General features: G+C 47.0%; 25 protein-coding genes. 5 read left to right on the top strand and 20 right to left on the bottom strand.

Annotated features, from left to right (window positions below):
* Positions 1-134: 134 nt before the first annotated feature.
* Complete coding sequence (locus tag LQ229_RS18020; protein ID WP_230192462.1) at positions 135-752, top strand: NTP transferase domain-containing protein; 618 nt, start codon at positions 135-137, stop codon at positions 750-752.
* Between the two features lie 19 nt (positions 753-771).
* On the opposite strand, the gene moaA is transcribed toward LQ229_RS18020, so the two are convergent.
* Genes moaA through glp form a run of 4 tightly spaced genes read right to left on the bottom strand, consistent with a single transcriptional unit; the run spans position 772 to position 3807 of the window.
* The gene (gene moaA, locus LQ229_RS18015; protein ID WP_230192461.1) at positions 772-1785 is read right to left on the bottom strand and encodes a GTP 3',8-cyclase MoaA; all 1014 of its coding nucleotides are present in this window, start codon (positions 1783-1785) and stop codon (positions 772-774) included.
* 28 nt (positions 1786-1813) lie between these two features.
* Positions 1814-2053: a molybdopterin converting factor subunit 1 gene (gene moaD / locus LQ229_RS18010; protein ID WP_230192460.1), complete on the bottom strand. Its 240-nt coding sequence runs from the start codon at positions 2051-2053 to the stop codon at positions 1814-1816.
* Between the two features lies 1 nt (position 2054).
* Entirely contained in the window at positions 2055-2495 is a 441-nt protein-coding gene (locus LQ229_RS18005; RefSeq protein ID WP_290370051.1) for a molybdenum cofactor biosynthesis protein MoaE, read from the bottom strand.
* 49 nt (positions 2496-2544) lie between these two features.
* On the bottom strand, positions 2545-3807 hold the full coding sequence (gene glp / locus LQ229_RS18000) for a gephyrin-like molybdotransferase Glp (protein WP_230192459.1): 1263 nt from the start codon (positions 3805-3807) through the stop codon (positions 2545-2547).
* Between the two features lie 86 nt (positions 3808-3893).
* Here glp and moaC point away from each other — a divergent pair, with 86 nt between their 5' ends.
* Entirely contained in the window at positions 3894-4385 is a 492-nt protein-coding gene (gene moaC / locus LQ229_RS17995; protein WP_230192458.1) for a cyclic pyranopterin monophosphate synthase MoaC, read from the top strand.
* On the opposite strand, the gene LQ229_RS17990 is transcribed toward moaC, so the two are convergent.
* Both LQ229_RS17990 and LQ229_RS17985 read right to left on the bottom strand, forming a co-directional pair.
* Positions 4367-4894, bottom strand: coding sequence for a MogA/MoaB family molybdenum cofactor biosynthesis protein (locus LQ229_RS17990; protein WP_230192457.1), 528 nt, complete (start codon positions 4892-4894; stop codon positions 4367-4369). The genes moaC and LQ229_RS17990 overlap by 19 nt on opposite strands.
* Before the next feature lie 41 nt (positions 4895-4935).
* A complete protein-coding gene (locus LQ229_RS17985) occupies positions 4936-5955 on the bottom strand; it encodes a ThiF family adenylyltransferase (RefSeq protein ID WP_230192456.1) in 1020 nt (339 codons plus the stop codon).
* 213 nt (positions 5956-6168) lie between these two features.
* Between LQ229_RS17985 and modA the strand changes: the two genes are divergently transcribed.
* Positions 6169-6987: a molybdate ABC transporter substrate-binding protein gene (gene modA / locus LQ229_RS17980; RefSeq protein WP_356711204.1), complete on the top strand. Its 819-nt coding sequence runs from the start codon at positions 6169-6171 to the stop codon at positions 6985-6987.
* Positions 6987-7664 (top strand): molybdate ABC transporter permease subunit, encoded by a 678-nt coding sequence (gene modB / locus LQ229_RS17975; protein WP_230192454.1) that lies wholly within the window; start codon positions 6987-6989, stop codon positions 7662-7664. Before modA ends, modB begins: the two co-directional genes overlap by 1 nt.
* A 39-nt stretch (positions 7665-7703) precedes the next feature.
* Here the strand turns inward: modB and LQ229_RS17970 are convergent, their stop codons facing one another.
* The 6 genes from LQ229_RS17970 to LQ229_RS17945 form a co-directional block, all read right to left on the bottom strand.
* Positions 7704-8105, bottom strand: coding sequence for a hypothetical protein (locus LQ229_RS17970; RefSeq protein WP_230192453.1), 402 nt, complete (start codon positions 8103-8105; stop codon positions 7704-7706).
* A 184-nt stretch (positions 8106-8289) separates the two neighbouring features.
* Positions 8290-9213 (bottom strand): FRG domain-containing protein, encoded by a 924-nt coding sequence (locus LQ229_RS17965; protein ID WP_230192452.1) that lies wholly within the window; start codon positions 9211-9213, stop codon positions 8290-8292.
* Positions 9214-9317: 104 nt separating this feature from the next.
* A complete protein-coding gene (locus LQ229_RS17960) occupies positions 9318-9995 on the bottom strand; it encodes a GyrI-like domain-containing protein (RefSeq protein WP_230192451.1) in 678 nt (225 codons plus the stop codon).
* 113 nt (positions 9996-10108) lie between these two features.
* The gene (locus tag LQ229_RS17955) at positions 10109-10609 is read right to left on the bottom strand and encodes an HTH domain-containing protein (RefSeq protein ID WP_230192450.1); all 501 of its coding nucleotides are present in this window, start codon (positions 10607-10609) and stop codon (positions 10109-10111) included.
* Between the two features lie 117 nt (positions 10610-10726).
* On the bottom strand, positions 10727-12136 hold the full coding sequence (locus tag LQ229_RS17950; protein ID WP_230192449.1) for an MFS transporter: 1410 nt from the start codon (positions 12134-12136) through the stop codon (positions 10727-10729).
* Between the two features lie 156 nt (positions 12137-12292).
* Positions 12293-12718 carry a MarR family transcriptional regulator gene (locus LQ229_RS17945; protein ID WP_230192448.1) on the bottom strand — a complete coding sequence of 142 codons (426 nt, stop codon included), beginning with the start codon at positions 12716-12718 and terminating at the stop codon, positions 12293-12295.
* A 173-nt stretch (positions 12719-12891) separates the two neighbouring features.
* Between LQ229_RS17945 and LQ229_RS17940 the strand changes: the two genes are divergently transcribed.
* Positions 12892-13311 carry a GNAT family N-acetyltransferase gene (locus tag LQ229_RS17940; RefSeq protein ID WP_230192447.1) on the top strand — a complete coding sequence of 140 codons (420 nt, stop codon included), beginning with the start codon at positions 12892-12894 and terminating at the stop codon, positions 13309-13311.
* Positions 13312-13528: 217 nt separating this feature from the next.
* Here LQ229_RS17940 and LQ229_RS17935 read toward each other — a convergent pair whose 3' ends face one another.
* From LQ229_RS17935 to ftsW, 8 genes are all read right to left on the bottom strand, one after another.
* Complete coding sequence (locus LQ229_RS17935) at positions 13529-14560, bottom strand: hypothetical protein (RefSeq protein ID WP_230192446.1); 1032 nt, start codon at positions 14558-14560, stop codon at positions 13529-13531.
* The gene (locus tag LQ229_RS17930) at positions 14550-15056 is read right to left on the bottom strand and encodes an RNA polymerase sigma factor (RefSeq protein ID WP_230192445.1); all 507 of its coding nucleotides are present in this window, start codon (positions 15054-15056) and stop codon (positions 14550-14552) included. Before LQ229_RS17930 ends, LQ229_RS17935 begins: the two co-directional genes overlap by 11 nt.
* Positions 15057-15596: 540 nt before the next feature.
* Positions 15597-15989: a nuclear transport factor 2 family protein gene (locus LQ229_RS17925; protein ID WP_230192444.1), complete on the bottom strand. Its 393-nt coding sequence runs from the start codon at positions 15987-15989 to the stop codon at positions 15597-15599.
* A gap of 52 nt (positions 15990-16041) precedes the next feature.
* On the bottom strand, positions 16042-16479 hold the full coding sequence (gene aac(6'), locus LQ229_RS17920) for an aminoglycoside 6'-N-acetyltransferase (protein ID WP_230192443.1): 438 nt from the start codon (positions 16477-16479) through the stop codon (positions 16042-16044).
* Positions 16480-16503: 24 nt separating this feature from the next.
* The gene (locus tag LQ229_RS17915) at positions 16504-16878 is read right to left on the bottom strand and encodes a VOC family protein (RefSeq protein ID WP_216540474.1); all 375 of its coding nucleotides are present in this window, start codon (positions 16876-16878) and stop codon (positions 16504-16506) included.
* Positions 16879-17667: 789 nt separating this feature from the next.
* Complete coding sequence (locus LQ229_RS17910; protein ID WP_216540475.1) at positions 17668-18708, bottom strand: LCP family protein; 1041 nt, start codon at positions 18706-18708, stop codon at positions 17668-17670.
* Positions 18709-18818: 110 nt separating this feature from the next.
* The gene (locus tag LQ229_RS17905; protein ID WP_216540476.1) at positions 18819-19940 is read right to left on the bottom strand and encodes an FtsW/RodA/SpoVE family cell cycle protein; all 1122 of its coding nucleotides are present in this window, start codon (positions 19938-19940) and stop codon (positions 18819-18821) included.
* 29 nt (positions 19941-19969) lie between these two features.
* Positions 19970-21094 carry a putative lipid II flippase FtsW gene (gene ftsW, locus LQ229_RS17900; RefSeq protein ID WP_230192442.1) on the bottom strand — a complete coding sequence of 375 codons (1125 nt, stop codon included), beginning with the start codon at positions 21092-21094 and terminating at the stop codon, positions 19970-19972.
* Between the last annotated feature and the right edge of the window lie 12 nt (positions 21095-21106).

Below are 21106 nucleotides of genomic sequence, written 5' to 3'. Positions count from 1 at the left end.
GCCGGAAAGTCCAGTCCCAGATGAAATTTTCAAAGAACGAGCCTGGAAATTTCGAGGCCGTTTTCCATCCCCCTCAGGGGATGGAAACTAACCTATAAGAGCTTTCAAAAGATACTATACGAGGAGAGAAGATCATGATCTGGGGAATCTATCTGGCGGCCGGACAAAGCAGGAGAATGGGCCGTCCCAAGCTGTGTCTGCCGCTCGGCGGCAAACCTCTGGGCAGCATTGCTTTGGAAGCGGCGGCGGCCTCCTTATTGAACGGGATAGCCCTTGTAACTCAACCGGACGATTCCATGGAATGGATTTCGGCCCGCATGTCGGATAGCAGTTCGCGCCGGAATTGGGTCCATGTCCCCTGCGAAGCAGCCCGCCTAGGTATGGCCGAATCGTTAAAATGCGGCGTACGTGCCGTGCAACGCTTGCAAGCGCGCGCCGTTCTTGTGCTTCTTGCCGATCAGCCCTTTGTTACCGCGCCAATGATAGATCATATTGTAACTCTATACAAAAAGAACAACAAACCCTTCATTGCGGCAAGCTGGGAGGGAATTCCCCGCCCGCCGGTTTTGTTTGACTCTCGCATGTTTCCGCATCTCCTCCGGCTGCAAGGCGACGACGGAGCCCGCCGGATGATACGGACGAATCGAGATGGGGAAGGCATGACGGTCGAGTGGCATGACGCGAAATGTTTTATCGATATCGACACACAGAGCGATTATGAAATGATACGCTGCAAGACGGAGAAGAATTGACGGCAATCGGCGGGGGTGTTCAACCCCCAATGTATGACATGCCAATCTTTTTGCGCTCTTTCGCGGCGTATTCCGTTCGCTCATCCGAATAACGGTCCGTTCGCTGCAACCAAACCTTCTTGATCGCTTCCAGCAGTTCTTCGTTCGTCGAGCCGCCGCGCATCATGTTGCGCAAATCGAAACCGTTCGAAGCGAAAAGACAAGTATACAGCTTTCCTTCGGAGGACAACCGCATTCGTGTGCAGGAGGAACAGAACGGCTCCGATACCGAAGCAATGAAGCCGATTCTGGCTTGACTTTGACGATAACGGTAATACTGGGCCACTTCGCCGAAACGTTCCGGTTCCTCCGGCTCCAACTCGTACTCTTGCATAAGAAGTTGCAGCATTTCCCGTTTCGTCGTTACCCTCTCATGGCTCCATCCGTTGTCGTTGCCTACGTCCATAAACTCAATCAGGCGCAGCGTCCATTTTTGCTCTTTACAGTAGTCCGCCATCGGGATGATCTCGGCATCGTTTACCCCTTTCTGTACGACCATATTCACTTTAATATCAAAGCCAAGCTGTGCGGCGAAATCAATATGATCCAGAATTCGCGCGGGATCGATTCCTCTGCCGTTCATTCGCCCGAACACGTCCGGGGTCAACGCATCCAGACTAATATTCAACCTTCTCAAGCCGGCATCGTACAGGCCCTTGCCATATTGGCGCAACAGCAGCCCGTTCGTTGTTAAAGCAATATCCTCCACGCCGTCCACGGCAGCTATCTGCTCGATCAACTCGTTCAGTTTTGTACGCAAGAGCGGTTCTCCGCCCGTCAGCCTTATCTTTTTGACACCTAATCGGACAAACAATCGCACTAAACGAATCATTTCATCGTTCGATAGAAGCTCCTCTTTCGGTACAAAAGCGTAGCCATTGCCAAACATCTCTTTCGGCATACAATACGTACAGCGGAAATTACAGCGATCCGTTACTGAAATCCTCAGATCGCGCATAGGTCTGTCCAACCGGTCGCGAATGGATGCGTTCATGATTGCCCCCTTTCTTCTATTGCTTCGGTTACCCTCCGCTTACAGGCGGAATGAAGGCAACTACATCACCCGAGACAATGTTGTCTTCGAGCCGGGCATATTCCTCGTTAACGGCGACATGGAGCACCCCCGAACGGAACGGAAACCTGTCGTATGTCTTTTCGGCCCATTCGATCAATTCCTTCACCGTCATCGACCGGATCGGCAAATGCTCCTCTTCCTTGCCCGTGACTTCCTTCATTCCCGCAAAATAACGAACAGTAATCATATCACTTTCCCCCTTTGTTTGATTTGTCACTCCGATCGCCAACCCACTGTTCCCCGTCTTCCCAAATCTCTTTTTTCCATATCGGTACAATCTGTTTGATTCGCTCGATGGCGTATTCGTTCGCTTCATAGGCCGCTTTTCGGTGGGGCGATGAGACGGCGACCAATACGGCGATGTCCGAAATATGCAGCTTGCCGATGCGGTGGACCATCGCAACGCGCGTATGAGGCCATCTTCGTTCGATTTCCTTCCCGATCTCAGCCATCTTCTTCTCTGCCATCGGCACATAGGCTTCATAGAAGAGGAAGGCGGTTCGAACCCCGTCCGTCCATTCGCGAACATGACCCGTAAATACGGTCACGGCGCCTGCGCCGGTATGCAGCACCGCATCGATATAACGTTGAACGCGAATCGTTCCGTCAACGATTTCAAACCGCTTCACACTGCTCACCGCCATTTTCAAAATCGGCCATATAAACAATGCAAGGATGCTACAACCGCATCTCGCCTTCGCCCTCTTCCATCCCCAACAGGAGAACGCCGACCTTCGCACCCTTGCGGAAATGATTCGCTTCCCCGGGAAGGATCATAAAAGCGTTGCCTCTGGCGATCGAACGGACGGCATTGGATTTATGAGAACCCGCAGGTTTGATCGTTGCCTGAGCGCCGTTATAACGATATATCGCTCTTACAAAATGCCTAAAGGAATCTTCCTTTCGAAAGTCCTCCAACAATACCGCTTCGGTATAAGGCAAGTACGGCTTGGCACACCCCATCATGCTTAACAGCGCGGGTCTAACCAATAATTCAAATCCTGTAAAACAAGCGGACGGGTTTCCTGACAACCCGAACAAAAATGTCTTATTTCGTACCGCAACCGTTGTGACGCTTCCGGGCCGCATCGCAACTTTATTGAACAGCACCTTTGCACCCAATCGTTCGTATATCTCCGGCAAATAATCGTAATCCCCCACAGAGACGCCGCCTGTCGTAACGACACAATCGGTTTCTTCGATCGCTCGTTGCACAGCCTCGCAACAACTTGGAATATCGTCTTTCACCTTCCCGTACGAACGCGACGGAATCCCCATTCTTGCCAATTGGGCGGCAACCATCGGTCCGTTGCTGTTGCGAATCTTCCCGGGTCTTAGCGGTTCTTCGGCTTCCAGAAGCTCCGATCCGGTGGAAATGACGCCGACAACGGGTTTGGCGGCAACGCGAACCTTCGCATAACCGAATGTGGCCAGCAGCGCAACGGTACCCGGATGAATGACCGTCCCTTGCTCAACCAGCACCTCGCCGGTTTTGGCATCTTCGCCTTGGAGCGAGACATTTTCCATATGGGCATACGGCCTGCGAATCGTAAACGAATCTCCCCGTTCCGAGGTTTGGGCCTGCTCCAGCATCACGACCGCGTCTGCCTTTCTCGGCATAGCCGCCCCCGTCATGATTCGAACCGCTTCTCCGCGCTGCAGTTCCCTGCTGGCGAGATCCCCGGCGCCCAGATGTCCCATGACATGAAACAAAATGCGGTTATGTTCGGCGGCACGGGTGGAATCTTCCGACCGGATCGCGAAGCCGTCATAGGCGGAACGATGGCATAACGGTACGTCATGCCTCCCGACAATCGCTTCGGCCAAAATTCGCCCATAGCTATCCGATATTGGAACCGTCTCCTGTCCGAGCGCTGTCACATGCGCCATGACCCTGCTTACCGCTTCCCTGACAGGAATAGGTTTTCTCCGTTCAACCATTGCGCTTCACCCCTTCTATATAGAAGATACGACTAATAATCTATGTATAGAATGGATTCTATTTCATAATGAAAAGGATGAGAACGATGTCGGAACCGACTCATTTTAATGAGCAAGGACGCGCCCGCATGATTGATATTAGCGCAAAGCAAGAGACATTACGCACGGCTGTCGCGCGGTCTTCCATTACAGTGAACGCTCGCATTCATCGGCAAATTGCGGAGGGAACGAGCAGAAAAGGCGATGTGTTCGCAGTCGCTCAAGTCGCCGGCGTGATGGCGGCGAAACACGCTTCAACCTTGATTCCGATGTGCCATCCGATCTTATTATCCGGCTGCGATATTACATTTCATTGGGACATCGATGAGCGGACAGACCGGTACGTCATTCACATTCGTTCCGAGATCAAAACGAAAGGTTCGACCGGGGTCGAGATGGAAGCCCTCTCGGCAGCAACCGTCGCAGCATTGACCATATATGATATGTGCAAAGCGGACGGCAAAGAGATGATCATCGGTCCTACAATGCTCGTAAGCAAGACAGGGGGAGAACAAGGGGATTATTGCCGCGAAGCGTAATGCTTATGCTTCGTCGCTTCCCATACTAAATGTTCCAGTTCGGGCAAGATCAATCGATTCATCGCCAACTTGATCGCGCCTGTTGAGCCGGGAAGCGCGAACACGACTTTATCGCAGGAAGTTCCCGCTAATGCGCGACTTGCCATAGCCCTTGTTCCTATGTCCTCTGTCAGGCTTAACCAGCGGAAATATTCGCCGAATCCGGCGATTTCCTTGTCAAGCAAAGGACGGATGGCTTCAATGGTCACATCGCGCTTGGCAATTCCCGATCCGCCCGTTGTCATAATGACATCGACGTTTTCAATGCGAAGCCATTCCTCCAGCTTGCCGCGAATGGCCTCGACGGAATCCTTGCAAATATGCGAGTCGACAACGATATGGCCCGCTTGCTCCGTGAGCCGTCTTAGCAATTGGCCGCCGCGGTCCGTCTCGGCCGTTCTGGTATCGCTTACGGTTAGAATGGCTCCCTGAACGGGGCGGTCACGTTGAACACGGATCGTATGCGACATGCGATGCAACCTCCTTGGCCCGACTCGGGCGAGTATGGCGTTTAACCGAATAGCTGACGGTACAGCTTCCTGCCCTGATGGACATCCTTCAAGCCGTGAATAAGCACGCGTCCATTCTCAAATAGGATGATGCGATGCTCCCCTATTTGCAGTTCCAGGAAATAGGGGGTTCGTCTGACAATGGCATCGGCTAGCCGTTCAGCCTGTTCTACCGCATCCAACGCAACGATTCGTTGGCGGTCGGGGATGATCTGCACCGTATCCCTTCCGCACAGCAACGTACACTTCATTTGACTCGTTGTTGACAACGCCGGATAAGATGGCCTTTCCCCGCATGTCGGGCAATCCGTTCGTTTGATTCGTCCGATCCCGATATCGAGGCGCGTATTGCTCCATAGATCGAAATGATGAACCTTCTTCATCAAGGCTTGCCCATTCCCCGTCAACCATTTCAGCGCCTCCGCGCATTGCAGGGCTGCCGTAGTTTGGGCGGCAGGTCCGATGATGCCTGCCGTATCGCATGTATCATTGAACGATGGAAGAGCCGGCAATAAACAGGACAAACAAGCGGAAGTCCCCGGCACAAAGGGAAAGACCGCGCCCGCGCCGCCGGCGCATGCGCCATAAATCCACGGCCGGTTGTATTTGTACGCCGCATCGTTGATGAGGAAACGGGTTTCAAAATTATCGGCGGCATCCATAAGCAGATCGCATTTGCTTGCCAATTGCTCTATCACGATTCCGTCTGCGTGATCCATGTACAACGACAGTTGCATATCGGAACGAATCTCGCGGAGCCGCTGCGCTGCGGCCGCCACTTTCGGAACCGCCTCCTCGGCATGCCGCTCATGAAAGAGCTGTTGCCGCTGCAAATTGGAAGGCTCGACAACATCGCGATCGACGAGATGAAGATGGCCTACTCCGGCACGAGCGAGCGTTTCCGCAATCGCAGAGCCGAGCGCGCCGCAGCCGATGACCGCTACCGCCGCTTTTTCGAGCTTCCGTTGTCCTTCGTCTCCAATCGGTTTGAACAGCCGCTGTCTCGAATACCGGTTATTCATGTTGCGTGCCTCCCTTCGCCGCCGTAACGGCTCTTCTTCGGAGATTCGTTACGAACGAACCGCGCTTGCTACTTTCTAAAAATATGCGCTGCTGCCGAGAACGATACATCATGAAAGGAATTGGAACGCTGCTCCGGAGTACGGGAATGGCATGCCGTGCTATTGCGCCGCATACAATTTCATGGGTTGAAGAAGATATCGCGGGGTGAAGTCATGTTTCGCAGGGATAGATGCAGATTGGTTTTCTTTTCAACGATTATAGCCATATTGTCCGCTCTTGCCGGGTGCGGAGCGATGGATACGGCTGCAGGACGTGTTGCCAATCCATCTCTCGAGAAAGTTGAGCTCCTTGTTTCCGCAGCGGTTAGTATGGCCGATAGTTTGCAGGATATCCAAGCGATGTACGAGAAGAAACAACCGCAAGTTGCGTTGCGTTTCAGCTTCGGAGCTTCCGGCTCCCTTCGCCGGCAAATCGAGCAGGGGGCGCCTGTCGATTTGTTCTTGTCGGCAGGTGAGCAGAATATGAAGAGTTTGGCGGACGCTCAAATCGTTGACGGAGACGATCATTCCGCATTGTTCTCCAATGAACTCGTCGTCATTGTTCCCGCTGACAGCGCACTTTCGATCAGGCAGATGGAAGACCTCTTGTCTGCGAACGTGAAGAGTGTTGCGATTGGCGATCCTCGCACCGTCCCGGCGGGAATGTACGCCCAAGAAGCGTTGGCTTCTATGAACGCATGGGAGCCCCTTCAATCCAAAACGGTGTTCGGCAACAATGTCCGGCAAGTATTGGCCTATGTGGAGACCGGAAATGCCGATGCCGGAATGGTATATAAAACGGATGCGCTAGCGACTGATAAAGTAAAAGCTGTTCTTGCTGTTGACTCGGGCAGCCATCGGCCGATTCATTATTATATCGGCATTGTGAAAGAAACGAAGCATCGGGAGCAAGCGAAAGCTTTCTATCATTTCTTGCAGGGACAAGAAGCTCGCGACATTTTTACCCGCTATGGCTTCGGTAACGTCCGATAATGGATTCCGCATTCGATTGGCATTCGTTCTTGTTGCCTTTCTGGCTGTCTCTCAAGGTGAGTCTCATCGCCAGCATCTTGACTTTAATCGCAGGAATTTGGATCGCTTCGTGGATGGCCGAGCGTCATTTTTCCTGCAAAGCCGTTCTTGAAACGATTTTTATGCTGCCCCTTGTTCTTCCGCCGACCGTTGTTGGATTTCTGCTGCTAACCTTGCTTGGCCGGAAGAGTTGGATAGGCCGGCTCATGGAATGGCTGTTTGCACAACCTGTCATATTCACCTGGTATGCGGCCGTGATCGCCGCGATTGTCATTTCATTTCCATTGGTATACCAAACGGTCAAAGTCGGAATCGCCTCCGTATCTGTGGAGTATAAAGACGCGGCACGGTTAGACGGGGCAAACGAACGGCAAGTATTGGGGAGGATTACTTTGCCGCTCGCAGGGCGTTCCTTGTTGACGGCGTATACGCTGGGATTTGCGCGGGCGCTCGGGGAATTCGGGGCTACGTTAATGATCGCCGGCAATATTCCGGGCAGGACCCAGACGATCCCTACCGTAATCTATACTGCGGTTGAAACGAATCAAATGCATCTTGCCTGGATTTGGACTTTTATCGTCATCATGATTTCGTTTATTTTGTTATCGTTCACCGGAACGAACAAAGCAAGCGGTTGAAAGACGATAAGCAACAAGCTGATTATCAGGCAGCGAGAATCACCATATTTTCCACCAAGGGGCGTTTAATTTCTTTATTTCGTTAACATCTAATTGGAACCCATCAAACGTAGTCTGGGTATCGACGGCGGACATCATGAATATATCAGCTAATTCTACTAATGCTTCAACACTTAACCTAACTACAGGAGTTGTAATTTGTATCATGTACGTTGGGCTCTCTTCATCCTCGTAAACGGTCGCTTTGAAATCCTCGTCTTGACTTGCCTGTAACTTCACAGCCTGTTCATAGGATGTTGAAGTGAAAAACCCTTCAATTCTTCCTTTATCGCCTGTTTTTATGCCCATTTCGCCTAGTTGTTGCCAAAGTGCTTTCGTGAGAGCATGCTGTTTCTCTCTTTCGATCGGATCAATTTTTTCGACTCCTTCATAAACATACATGGATACCCCTCCTCTTTATGTTGCAACCGTCATTAAAAAGTTTCATAATGAAATTCCATAATTGATTAACCTTACCAATCATTTTATCAAACGCGGTTCGATTTGAATATAAAAAAACGGAGCCTACAAAGTTCTTACGAACTCCATACGCTCCGAAACCTGCTTACTTATCTAGCGAATTTTGCTATTCACTCTGATGTTGAAGCCTCTCAACAAAGAGAGCTTCTGCGCTGCTTTCGTATGATTGCAGTATGCTGGCTAACCTTTTATGAAAAGCGCTTCTGCCTTCCTGACTAATGGGGGAGGCCAGTGATTGCAGTGTACCATCACCGTAAATAGATTGTTCGTTAATATTCAAAATGTCTAACGCTTCTTTGATCCCCTTAAAGCAACCATATGGGATGAAAATTTTGTGCATGGCTTCCCGAAGAACATCGTAATAATCTAACGCCTTGATCTGTAGACCATGAATCGTAAAATTCCCGGATTGCCTGCAGATGCGCCGATCAATTTCGCCGCCCAAAGTACAAAACGGCAGTTGAAAATCCTGTTCTTTTGACGGATAAATAAAAGATTTGAACACTTCATAATGTTGATCATCCGCTATATTCAGCACCTCGATCACTCTTTCTTCACTCTCGCTCCACTTTACCTCCGAAGTTTGCTCGTTAATCTTTCGGGGATCAATGATGAAAATAGCTGCTCCGTATTGCGAATAAGAATTGCGATCGAAGTCGCGGATTGCTTTGTTCACAGGAATATCTAAAGCCGGATCAACCGTTCCTTGTGTAGCAAAAAACAACGCAACCAACGGATCGGTCGTCCAATCCAGAAGCGTAGTCGGGATTCCGTAGTGCTGAGCCAGAAAAAGCCATTCGAGATCGTTCTTCGGCTCGACCCTAAGCAGTTCTCCAAAATGTTCTTTCGCAAGCTCTTTAAATTGTTGAAGCATCTTCTGGTAGGGCAGAAACGCTACGGCTTCTCCCCTGCCTCTTACATCAAAAGGGTGCATACCTTCGCCAAACCGGTCGTGCAAGCTATAAGTTTCGCGCATTGCAGAAGGAATTAACTGATAAGAGGCGCTAAACTGTCCGCGCAGCCATATCACATCTTCCGTTTTTTTGATCTCCTTAATAACCTCAAGATAATCAGAGATACTCCGGATTGTATACTTTTTAAAATCGCGGTTGCTTGTATTCAGATAGACTCCTCCTACTTCTCAGAAATGACCCACGGAACGTTTGCTTCGAATTTCACATCCCCGCTCACTTGATAACGCAGAATCGTTTGTCTTTTGTCAGGTGCTGTTTTTCGGGCATCGGTAAGGTAGATTTCCCTATGAATATAGTTCGCCCGTTTTAATCCTTTCTCAGCGACAAGCGCATCCATTTTTGCGAACGATACCGGTTCGTCGTCAAACGAACCTTTGTGCAGCATTTGAACGCACAAGCCGTCTTCCATTGAATCAAATGCAGCTTCTTTCAACATCGGGTGCGGCTTTTTCTTTTCCACCGCCTCATACGCCGTTTCAAACATTTCTTTGGTAATAAAATCAGGCTGCCTTATCATGATAGTGTAAATAAAACTATCCTTATCTAACGGGTTGTCCGGATTGGAAGAGGACCAAATGCCTTCCAGCGGAAATACGGTGTAATCCTCATATTCAGTTCGCTCGCGTTGTTCCCGGTTATTGATGCATAACGCTTTGTACTGCATTTTGATCGGATAGGCCAAGGAATAAAGTACGCCAACCCTTTCGGAAAAATCGTCAAGATTCGGATTGCCTTTGCCGCTAATCATGATAAAGTTTTGCCGAGGCACCGCAATCATCTCAGGTTCTTCTTTCACACGATAAAACTCTTTTTCATGTTTTCTCCATTCATGCTTCATGATCGAAACCTCATTTCTATTTTTGATTTGATCGTAGCATAGATAACTTGCAATCCCGTGTCAGGTTTTATATTTATTTTGCAAACTCGCCGAAAGATTTAAAGAGCCACTGGTTATGCGGCAAGAATATTTTGACCAAAAGGTTCGGTCCTGTTCGCGGATTCCCCTTTACCGCTAAAGTATAGGAATGAGACCTTTTTGTTTTGGAAAATAGCGCTTTTGAGCGTTTGAAACACACTATTCGTTCTGTTCCAGTCGGCAAAATCTACTTCGATCCAATTCACATTCTGTTTTTGAAAAACGCCGCTTAATTTGGACAGCACGGCGCTTGTGTTATCTGCGTCGACAATATTGATCCCCTGCAGCGCCATGAGGATCTGCCTTTGCTCCTGTTCGGAAATGAACGACTTATTCAACACAAAATTGTCCCGTATGGAAATCCCTCCGCCCTTACCTTGTGTGGTATAAACAGGAATGCCTGTGGCGCTTAGTATATCGATATCCCTATAGATTGTCCTTACGGAGACCTCAAAGTGTTCGGCCAGTTCGGGAGCAGTCATGCTCCTTTTTTCCAGCAATAAATATACCATTTGGAACAAGCGGTTTTCAGCCATTCGCCTCACCTCAAGAAATATTATGTCACAAAAACTATGGCATAATATACTATTTTAAATTGATAGAATGCAAAAAAAGAGGCAACTATTAAGCCGCCCCTTATTTGTGTAAAACATTCATTCCGAACTGGATAATCCCCTGTCCGTGGCGGTTCTTGTCGCCTGCCGTATGCGAAAGGAAATTGCGAGACTCAAGATCACGAACAGCAATTGAAGGGACAAAGCCAACAAGATTCCTGTCAACAACCCCCAATTCGCCGTCGCGCTAACGGCAATCAAGGCGCCGCCGATCCCAATGCTTAAGCCCGGACTGAATGCGTCGGTAAACTGAAGGCTGGCGGATATCTCTCCTTCTTCGCCTGCTTTCGCACGCTGCAAGGCAATCGCTCCCGTCGTCGGATGCGCCAAGCCGATGCCAAATCCGGTGAATATTTGCGACAACACCGCGAATACGATTCCGCCCTCGGGCATGCCCATTGCAAGCATCACCGCGGCAACCCCGATGATCATAAAACAGATACCGGCCGTTACCCGTTTGTTCCGTCCCGTCCCATGGTCTTTGGCATCAAGCTTGGACTGGAGCCAAGCCGCCGTCGACCAGCTTAACGCCCCTGCGGCCACAATCAATCCCGCCAGATCCGCAGGCAGATTTTTCACGTCAGTCAACGCCAGGACGACATAGCTTTCCGTGGCATGATAACAAGCGACAAACAAGCCTCGCGAAGCAATGGTCGCAGGCAAGCCTCTTCTTGCGCCAAAAGTGCCCGCCGGGAGCAGCTTTCGCAAAGGCTGAATCATGAGAAGGACTCCTGCCGCCGCAAGCGCCATCCCTTTCCAATCGGTTATCAAACCGAGTCCGGCCAGCAGCAAGCCCGTTCCAACAGCCAGCAATACCGCATATCCTTCTTTGCGGCCGCTCTTGACGGTTCCTTGTTTTCTTGCCGAAAATTTACGAAAAGCGGGAAGCGTCAGCACGACAGCCAAGCCAATGAAAGGAAGCACCAGCCAAAAAACAAATCTCCAGGACAAATACTCGGCCAACAGCCCGGCGATATAAGGGCCGATTAACGCGGGCAAAATATACGCGCTTGAAAACATGGCGAGTATTTTCGTTCTTAGCTTATCGGGATAACCTAACGTAATGCTGTAATATACGCATGTAATAACGGCTCCCGCTCCAAACCCCTGAAACACTCTGCCCGCAATCAGCATCGCCATGTTCACGGCAGTGGCCGCAATCACGATGCCGATGACAAAAAATAGAATGGAGACGACAAACGATGGAAATACGCCGTTTTTATTGATCCGCTGCCCGATCATCATCGTTCCGAGAATTTGCGCCAACAGAAAAGCGCTGAAGATCCAGCCGTACAAAGGAAGGCCGTTCAATTTCTGCGCCAGACTCGGCGCAATCGTGGTAATCGCTAGCCCTTCAAACGCTACAGTAGTCACGGCAAGTATGATCCCGATCGTCAAAGCCCGATATTTGGCGTCAAAAATCCCTGCATCTTTTTTGGATAGTTCCATCCCGTACTCTCCTTTTATTTGTCATGTCATTACTTGTCGCAGCAAGTATAATGCCTGTTTTTATATTTTCTACCCCAAAATAACAGGACTAGATATAATTGTCTTGATGATAATGGTCTTAGCAACTATATGGCCTGTTTTCATAGAGCAAGCCGACTATAAATCCTTTACATTATTATACATGACGGCAAGAACCCTCCTAAACGTCTCAACGTCCTCTTCCGACAAACCTTTGATGGTGTTCTTGTACGCTTCAATGGACGGAGCAAGTATTTCATCTTTAATATCGCGGCCTTTAGGCGTCAAATAGACGCGCAAAGATCTTCGATCCGTCTCATGGACCACCCGATAAATAAATCCCTTCTTCTCCAGCTTGAACAGCATTCTTGCAATGTTCGTCTGATCCTTGTGCAGCCTTTCGGCAATATCTTTTTGGGTAATCCCTTCTTTTTCCCACAAGATGACCAATATTTCCCATTGGTCTACCGTAATATCGAACGGGTTGACCACCTTTTGATAATAGTTATTCAGCTTGAGAGCCGCCCGCTGCACAACAACGCCGATATATTTTTCTAATTCCAAGGCCGTCCTCCATGATCATAGGCATGATTATAGTTGCTACGACCATTATAATAACACTCTTATCGAATGTCAACGTTGCGCAAAGAACAGTTTGGCAAGAGAAGGGAAAAATACCATTGAAATCGAAAATAACTGGTTAGAAACGATGATGTAAAAGAAACGAGAGTGAAACTGTGAAAATTAGAGCAGCCAATGAATTCGATTACCCTGATTTAAGAAAGGTATATTTGGAATCGCGTCGCAAAACTTTTCATTGGGCGGATACCGAAGAAATGAGTTTAGAAGATTTCGATAAGGATACGGAAGGCGAGTTTATCATTTTAGCGGAGGAGGATCGCCAAATCATCGGATTTGCTTCCTTGTACTTGCCGGATAACTTTATCCATAATTTATTCGTACACCCCGATTTCTTGGGCAAAGGCGCAGGCAGCCTGTTGCTTCGCGCCTCCGTAGAAAAAATGAAGACACCGATAAGATTGAAGTGCGTATCCGAAAATCAAAAAGCGATGAAATTTTATGAGAAGAACGGTTGGAAGAAAGTGATTGAAGAAGGTAAACCGGGAGAAAAATATTGGGTTATGATATATGAATAAGAAATTGCCTGAAGCGATCGTGTTGATGACGGTTTTGGCATCCCCCGTATGATCGGCGGAATCCCGACCGGCGCAAAACTGAACATCGTATCGCTGCAGGCAGGATACTACGAATCCATATATCACCCGAATATTCGCTCGTCAAGTGGCGAATCGTTACTCAGCATAATCGCTTCCATGGTTATACCTCCGATAACCATGGAAGCAATCGCGCCATTCAGTTTTGAATCGGAATTTCTTTGTCAAAAAAGACGATAGATGCGATTTCTTTATCATTGATCAGATTCTCAAAAGTTTTGATCGTAAGGATTTGGCCGCTTATATTATCCGCCAAATACAATCCGGAAAAAATAGCAGTCGTTTCCGAAGTGCCATCTGCATAGTTTATTGTGATTGGAAACTTATCCATAGATTTATTTTCGCCAATTTTCTTTAATTTGTCGGCGGCATCGTCAATCTCTTTCAATGAGCTGCTTTCAATCTTTACAGAAATCGAAATGGGCGAGACCGAGATCGTTTTTAATACTGCCTGATATCCAAACATGGTAATGTTTTGATCGACGGTATAAAGGGTGGAGTACTCCTTGAAATCCAGTTTAAATGAGGTTTCCCAAGTACCCGGTATGACCGTTTCAAAAATCGCCGGAAACGGATCGGCTGCTTGTAAATCTTTGAATTTGAAATGAGCCGTTTGGCCGGCTATTGAATTTTCGGTCATGATACTCAAGACAAGGCTAATTTTATTGTCATTTGGATTTCCATCGTCCAGCACCTTAAATTCTGTACTATAATAATTCTGATCTGCACGAATCTCGGGATGCTCAAAACGGTATCGCGCTGCATTTAAAACTGTGCCTTCCGGAGCCGTAAAGTCCATTAAGAGATAAGTCAGGTTGCTGTCGCCAATCACTTGTTTGATGGCAAGCGTCCCATTCTCTTTTGCCACCTGCTTGTCAACTACATAAACGCCATTTGACAAATATTGTGCCTGCTCATGATTTGCCGGGTTGAGAAATTTTAAAAATGCTTCATCCAACCCCATATATGCCGCTGCAAAAGCTGTCGTCGTTAAACAAACCATGAGCACGGGAACCAGTACTGCAAATCTTAACCGTTTCACGGGAGTAAATCTTCTAGTCCTTGAATTTTCATTCCGGCTTTGCATCATAATGTTACGAAACATTTCTTCTTTTTGTTCGGTTTTTGGCGTAAGTGCTTCAAAAAGCCGATGAATATCTTTATTGCTCAAAGCAATTCCCTCCCAAATCAATTTTAAGGCGTTTGCGCCCTCTAGCTAGCTGTGTTTGGATCGTGCTCTCATTACGTCCTAGCATCTCTGATATTTCTTTTACCGAGTACTCCTCGAAATAGTAGAGATATAGAACGGTTTTGTATTTTTCGGGAAGTGAAAGCAGTCGTGCAAGCACCTTACCCGATGGCTCGTCACCATTCCAAGAAGAAACTTCCGGCAAAGCGTCTAAAGCTACGCGTCGAGTTCTCCACCAATGTTTAAGAACGTCTTTACAGTAATTTCTGGTCGTTACCGTTAGCCACGCCTTTTCATGTTCGCGGTCATGGAAAACCATTTGAGATTTGATCAGTTTTAGAAATACAGATTGAACAGCGTCTTCTGCATCAACGGGATGTTTCAAATATAGATAGCACAGCCTGTAAACTAAATCTGCATGCCGTTGATATAGTTCGGCCAATTCTTTATCCGTACGCAATAAAGAATTGTTTTCCATTTTTTCGCCTCCTATATACAACACGATTGATGACTCGAATATATCCCATTATCCCGAATTAAAAAGTACGGGCACAAAAAAAACCCTTGCGGGCATTGGCGTTGCATCGAAAAGGGCTGAGGATTCGATTTCGTGAAGGTTGCCATGCGCGATTGGCCGGCAACTGACCGTGGCGAATATCAATTCGAGGCGATCCGCGCAGTACTCCTTGTTTGGCGCTAAACGAAACTGACAATCCTTATTGGGCTCAAAATGAAGACATGTCCATCCTAACGAATGTACGTATCGCTATTCATTGGAAATCGGCGGTTCTCCCCCCTTTTTTCCCTCATTAGCGTGTTAACGTTTCGTTAGCCCGCTCGACGGGTCGTCAGCCGCGCAGCGGTATGATGAAATGGACTCAAAACGCATCGAAGCGAGAAAAAAGCTCCCTTTTCGCAGGCATTGCCGCAGCAATCGATCAACACGGGCGAAAAGACGCATCATTGCAGGTTTCTGAATGAAAGGCCTTCATGGCCTGGCTTTGGGTGGTGAAACGGGTCAAATCGTCTTTCTATAAGGATAAAATTTCTCCCTTTTCATCTCATATTCATTCAATTCATAGAGTAAGGAGTTCCTGAAATAAACAATACTAGACCCTTCCCATTCATATTCTTGAGCGTCATAAACGCACTTAAATATCCATTCAACAAATGCGGTATTTACGATTTCATCAAATCCTACGCTTTTTATAGTCCAATACTCCACTTTATTGTCATTACCGTTCCATTGTGTAAACCAGTTCGTCAATTCGTCTCTACCCTCTATGACAGTACCGTTGCACTCCCTTACGATGGCTTTATCATGCAACACGCTGCGAAACATCTCCATATCCTTCTTGACCCATGATTCGAAATATTGGCGAATGATTTGAGTCGCTTGATCCCGATTCAATTCAAGTCCCTCCTTAAATAATGAATGTCCCGCACCGCAGCAGATACAACACTTATAAATCCTTAATAAAGGCGACAATCCTGCCCGCTTCTCTAAATCCGATCTTCTTGTGGAATTGCTGGCTTCCATCGTTATCCAACTGTGTATCCGACGCCATTTGGCTGCACCCCAACGACTTTGACCATTGTTCCCCGGCTTCAACCAGTTTTTTGGAAATGCCTTTTCTTCGGTACTTGTCATCCACATAGATGCCTTCAACATAACCTACAGGAGATGAATGCGAACCTTCCACGTAATCATGCCTCAAAGACATATGAATAAACCCGACATAAACTCCTTCGACGAATGCTAGATAAAAGATATCTTTTTCCGATTCCAGCAATTCTTCGAACTCAGACCTTATATCATCTCTCGAATGATCCGGCCATAGCTTCAAGGCTAATGTCGTTAACTCATCAAGGGTTGAGATGTCTGCTTTAACAATGAACATGGACACACCACCTTTACTGTCTATCTAAGCTTTTTCCATGATCGGTTTGATACACTCCACTCTATTCCCAAATGGATCTCTAAATTCAAACCTCTCATATCCGGGTATCGGTACAGATTCCAGGATTTCAATACCATTTTTCCTTAATAGTACTTCTATTTCTTGCAAGTTATCCACTTCATACGCTAGATGAGCTTTCGTTTGAAGACGGTCAACCCTATCTTCCGTACCAATATGTAATTCCTGATCTGCTACTTGTACCCACAAACCGCCTCTACCCATTAATGATTCGGGTTTAGCGATTTCTTTCATTTTTAATATCCCACAGTAAAAGTCCCTAGCCTCTTCTTCTTTTCCATTTGGGATTGTAATTTGAGCATGGTGAAATCGTTTGATCATATCGATTCTCCTTTGTAGACAGTGAACACGATCACGCCTATTATGATTGGATTGGAACGCGGCTTCAGCAAAGAGGTTTACTTCGATACGTTGAAGGTTATTCCGATGATGTGGATCATTGTTGTGCTCTTAGTAAAATTAGTTGCAGGGCCGATTGTAAGTAAAGCGATGCCAAAATTCGTGGGAAAGACAGGCGCGAAAAGCAGAAAATGCAGATGCTTAAACGAAACGGATCAATCAATTTGTCCGGTAATGATTATCTCTTCAATAATGGAATTGCCTTTTCACTTATATTCCTTTCAACAATTCCCGGTAAGATGACATCATCATCTTCCAATAAGGTGTGTTGTCTGAGTAGTCAAGCAGGGTCAGCGATAGTAACTCTAACGGATGTCACGGCCGCTATTTCCGAAAATTCGGCCCATTTGAAATTGTAACGGAACTATACGCCGCTATTTGATGATAGATCGTGTTTTTTCGCATGAAATAACCCGAATAAGGTCGCTCAGATCCGTTACATTTCAAAAAGAGGCTCTATCGGGAAAATAACGTCTGTCACTTCCGTTAGAGCCTCATTCGGATACAGAGCTCGTTACAAATCCACCAACCGAACGAAGCTTTCTCCCATGATTATACATCTAATAACAAAGGGGCGAAAGTCCCGCAACGCGAATGTAATATTGTTATACATAGTAGCGGTACTGCACTTTAGGATTAAGGCCTTCATCATATTTCAATATGTATCGGAGGACGAAGGGTTATGAAAACGGCCCCGCACCTTGCAGCATTTTATTTATTCATCGTCCCGATCGATTCGAACTTTGGATTACTGTCAGTACTGAGACCTGCCTCTTTCCGCAATGCTGCCAGCGCATCCGCAAGATCGTCTTGTTTCACATAAACAAACGGACTCTTCCAGACGCTTTCCATTTGTAAGGATTCCATTTGATTCGGTTTTAACTTAGGGAAATTCAAGATCCATTGGCGCAGCACCGATTCAGGTATATCCGATGTTACATTTTCACCGATAATATCCAATATGGTTCCCCATTGGCTTATTCCATTGAAAGCGCCCAGTTTATCTAAAATCTGTTTGATAACCTGCTGTTGACGCTCATTGCGGGCAAAGTCGGAAGATTCCCGCGTACCTTGATTCGATTTGCGGTATCGGACGTAGTCAAGCACATGCTGGCCATCCAATGTCTGCAGTCCTTTACGTAGATCAATATTCGTCCCGTCTGCGGAGTCTTTATATTTCATGTCCATTTCCACATCGATCTGAAGTCCGCCTAGTGCATCCACCGTCTTGCGCAATGCATTGAAATCGACAACAACCATATAATCGATCGGCAAATCGAACAACTCGCTGAAGAACTGCTTCGTTGTGGGAATGGCCTCGGACTTATCCTTGATGTAGTAATGGGCATAGTAATAATTGGCTTTGCGGGAACGCGATGATTCGGATTTGATCAATAGATCGCGCGGTATCGACAATAGACTGGCTGAGCGGGTATCAGGGTTATAACTTACAAGCATAAGAACATCTGTATTCATCATTCCATCGGCGCCTTCCCGGCTATCGATTCCCGCCAGCATAATCATCATCGGTTTTATGCCCGGATCAGGTATTGGCGCAGTCATTTCATCCGCAGGAGTCGTTTGAAACGCCGGAAGCGTTTTAACTGAGGAAGATATCCGCTGTATCGCGGCATCCGCCTTATAATACAGATATCCCGCATAGATGCCGACTCCAACAATGATTACGGCAAACAGGCTCCAAATGGTATTTACAACTTTACGCATTTTCCTTTTTTTCATTTTGTCAGACATCGTTTCCCCCACCATATTTACGAGTTGTTTGGTCAGACGGCTAAGTACGCCAATGAGTGCCCCTGTTATGACATCGGACGGAAAATAAACACGTTATGATTTTTGCTTGGTTATGAGAGGCTTTCTTCGTCTTTATGCGCTGAAACGCTTAACACCAATCCGATGGCAATCATATTGATAAACAAAGAGCTGCCGCCATAACTGATAAACGGTAATGAAATACCGGTCAGCGGGACCAATCCGATAAGCATGCCAATATTAACGAATATTTGAAACACTAGCATCCCAATAATCCCGATAACAATATAAGCCCCTGTGAGGTGTCTGCTTTCCATGACGATTTGAACCATACGATAAATAAGCAAAAAGTATAGGAATAAGAGTACGGACGATCCAATAAATCCATAATTCTCTCCGATAACGACGTAAATCGAATCGGAATATGCATAGGGAATGAACCCTCTCTGGATATAATACCCGCCGCTTCCGGTCAAACCACCCGAACCGATTGCACGCATAGCATTTTTGACATGCCATGATTTGTCGGGATCGCTTGCAGGATCAAGAAAAGTCTCAATTCTTGACATTTGATGCGGCTCTACAACCTTGGCTAGCAATTCCTGGTTCGTATGAAACAGCCACAGTATCGTACCGATCGCAATGACCATGATGCTGAGGAACGCAATCATATAGAGCAATCGAACGTTGCCCATCCACAGCATGCTTAGTAACACCCCTACAAACACAAGTGAAGTCCCTAAATCGGGCTGCTTCATAATTAAAATGGTAGGAATCAAAAAGACAATGCAGATCGGAATCAAATCTTGAACTAGTCGAAGCTTCATTCCTTCACGTTTACCTAGCATATGAGCAACAAGCAGTATGGTGAAGATCTTCGCGAATTCCGATGGTTGCAATTGAAAATGGCCGATGTTTAGCCAGCGGGCTGCCCCATTAATGTTCTCTCCGGTAAATTTAACAAGAATAAGCATTCCTGTGCCTAAGCCGTAGAAAAAGTACAACAATTTGCCGGGCAGAGCCCTGCAATCGATCCGGGAAATCGCCAGCATCGGAATGCAGAAGGCTGCAAACAGAAATATATTGTTTATATGAAGACCTTCTAAATTTGTATCTTTGGTGGCCCCGTATATCGAGACGGTTCCACAGGCAACCAGACACAATAAAATGAATAACGTGAATTTATCCAGCTTCTTAAATTTGCGTACGAACATGTTGATACTACCTCTATTTTGTTGATTCCCTATCCTCTTTCTTCGTCATCTTTTCTGCGTCGATAGGAACTATCTCTTGATATGCTAAGCAAGATGCCGGTGCCAGCTAAGCATAAAATAAGCGAAGATCCGCCGTAACTAATGAACGGCAGCGGTAAGCCCGTGATCGGCAAGGTCCCTGTTACGCCTCCGATGTTCAATACGATCTGAATAAAAATCATCATAACGATGCCTACCCCTAACAAGAGGCCGAAAGGGTCGTCACATAGAACAGCAGCTTTATAGCCCCTCCATACGAATAGAAAGAAAACAATCAGGAGGAGAGATGTCCCCACAAACCCGAATTCTTCGCCTATAACGGCAAAAATAAAATCGGTATGCGCTTCAGGCAAATAAAACAGCTTTTGTATGCTTTTGCCAAGGCCTGTCCCCGTAAGACCCCCATTCCCCAGTGCAATGAGCGACTGAATAAGTTGATAGTCCGCGCCCAAGGGGTTATTCATCGGATTCAGAAAAGCGGCGATTCGCTGCAGTCGATAACTTTGACTCACGGCAAGAAAGAGAAAAACAGGAATGAAAAACAAACTCAGCAGGAAAAGATGCCGCAGATCAACTCCACCGACAATAAGGATCGTTAGAGCAATACAGCACAAAATTAACACCGTACCGAAATCCGGCTGTTTCAATACAAGCAGCATTACCAGACCTGCAACCGTTAAAATAGGCAATAATCCTCTCCTGAAGTCCCGAATATGTTCTCCTTTCCTGCTGACTAGGGCCGCCATGTACATAATGACACTTAACTTCGTAAACTCGGCAGGTTGTAAATGATAACCGCCTAATACAAACCAACGTTTCGCGCCATTGATGTTGATTCCTACCAGTAATACAAGAACAAGCGAAATAATAGAGCACAATAACAGCATAGGGGTCACTTTTTTCCACCACGTATATGGGATACGCATAAAAATGAGCATTAAAAATAGTCCAATGAGCGCAAATACGCCTTGTTTCATGACGTAATGCCATGGACTTTCGTGTTTCATCGTAGCTATCGGCGAGCTGGCGCTAAAAATCATAATCAAGCCAAATCCCACTAACAGGATCGTTACGAACAGAAGTAAGAAATCAGGGCGTCCTCGGATTTTACTCAAGTCGCAAATACC

Source organism: Paenibacillus sp. CECT 9249 (genome assembly GCF_918697855.1).
In the GTDB taxonomy this organism is placed as follows: Bacteria; Bacillota; Bacilli; order Paenibacillales; family Paenibacillaceae; genus MSJ-34.
This window is presented reverse-complemented; position numbering and strand designations above follow the sequence as displayed.

Coding starts and splice junctions, on each gene's coding strand:
- LQ229_RS18020 (WP_230192462.1), top strand. CDS start 135: ATGATCTGGGGAATCTATCTGGCGGCCGGACAAAGCAGGAGAATGGGC.
- moaA (WP_230192461.1), bottom strand. CDS start 1,785: ATGAACGCATCCATTCGCGACCGGTTGGACAGACCTATGCGCGATCTG.
- moaD (WP_230192460.1), bottom strand. CDS start 2,053: ATGATTACTGTTCGTTATTTTGCGGGAATGAAGGAAGTCACGGGCAAG.
- glp (WP_230192459.1), bottom strand. CDS start 3,807: ATGGTTGAACGGAGAAAACCTATTCCTGTCAGGGAAGCGGTAAGCAGG.
- moaC (WP_230192458.1), top strand. CDS start 3,894: ATGTCGGAACCGACTCATTTTAATGAGCAAGGACGCGCCCGCATGATT.
- LQ229_RS17990 (WP_230192457.1), bottom strand. CDS start 4,894: ATGTCGCATACGATCCGTGTTCAACGTGACCGCCCCGTTCAGGGAGCC.
- LQ229_RS17985 (WP_230192456.1), bottom strand. CDS start 5,955: ATGAATAACCGGTATTCGAGACAGCGGCTGTTCAAACCGATTGGAGAC.
- modA (WP_356711204.1), top strand. CDS start 6,169: ATGTTTCGCAGGGATAGATGCAGATTGGTTTTCTTTTCAACGATTATA.
- modB (WP_230192454.1), top strand. CDS start 6,987: ATGGATTCCGCATTCGATTGGCATTCGTTCTTGTTGCCTTTCTGGCTG.
- LQ229_RS17970 (WP_230192453.1), bottom strand. CDS start 8,105: ATGTATGTTTATGAAGGAGTCGAAAAAATTGATCCGATCGAAAGAGAG.
- LQ229_RS17960 (WP_230192451.1), bottom strand. CDS start 9,995: ATGAAGCATGAATGGAGAAAACATGAAAAAGAGTTTTATCGTGTGAAA.
- LQ229_RS17955 (WP_230192450.1), bottom strand. CDS start 10,609: ATGGCTGAAAACCGCTTGTTCCAAATGGTATATTTATTGCTGGAAAAA.
- LQ229_RS17950 (WP_230192449.1), bottom strand. CDS start 12,136: ATGGAACTATCCAAAAAAGATGCAGGGATTTTTGACGCCAAATATCGG.
- LQ229_RS17930 (WP_230192445.1), bottom strand. CDS start 15,056: ATGGAAAACAATTCTTTATTGCGTACGGATAAAGAATTGGCCGAACTA.
- LQ229_RS17915 (WP_216540474.1), bottom strand. CDS start 16,878: ATGATCAAACGATTTCACCATGCTCAAATTACAATCCCAAATGGAAAA.
- LQ229_RS17910 (WP_216540475.1), bottom strand. CDS start 18,708: ATGTCTGACAAAATGAAAAAAAGGAAAATGCGTAAAGTTGTAAATACC.
- LQ229_RS17905 (WP_216540476.1), bottom strand. CDS start 19,940: ATGTTCGTACGCAAATTTAAGAAGCTGGATAAATTCACGTTATTCATT.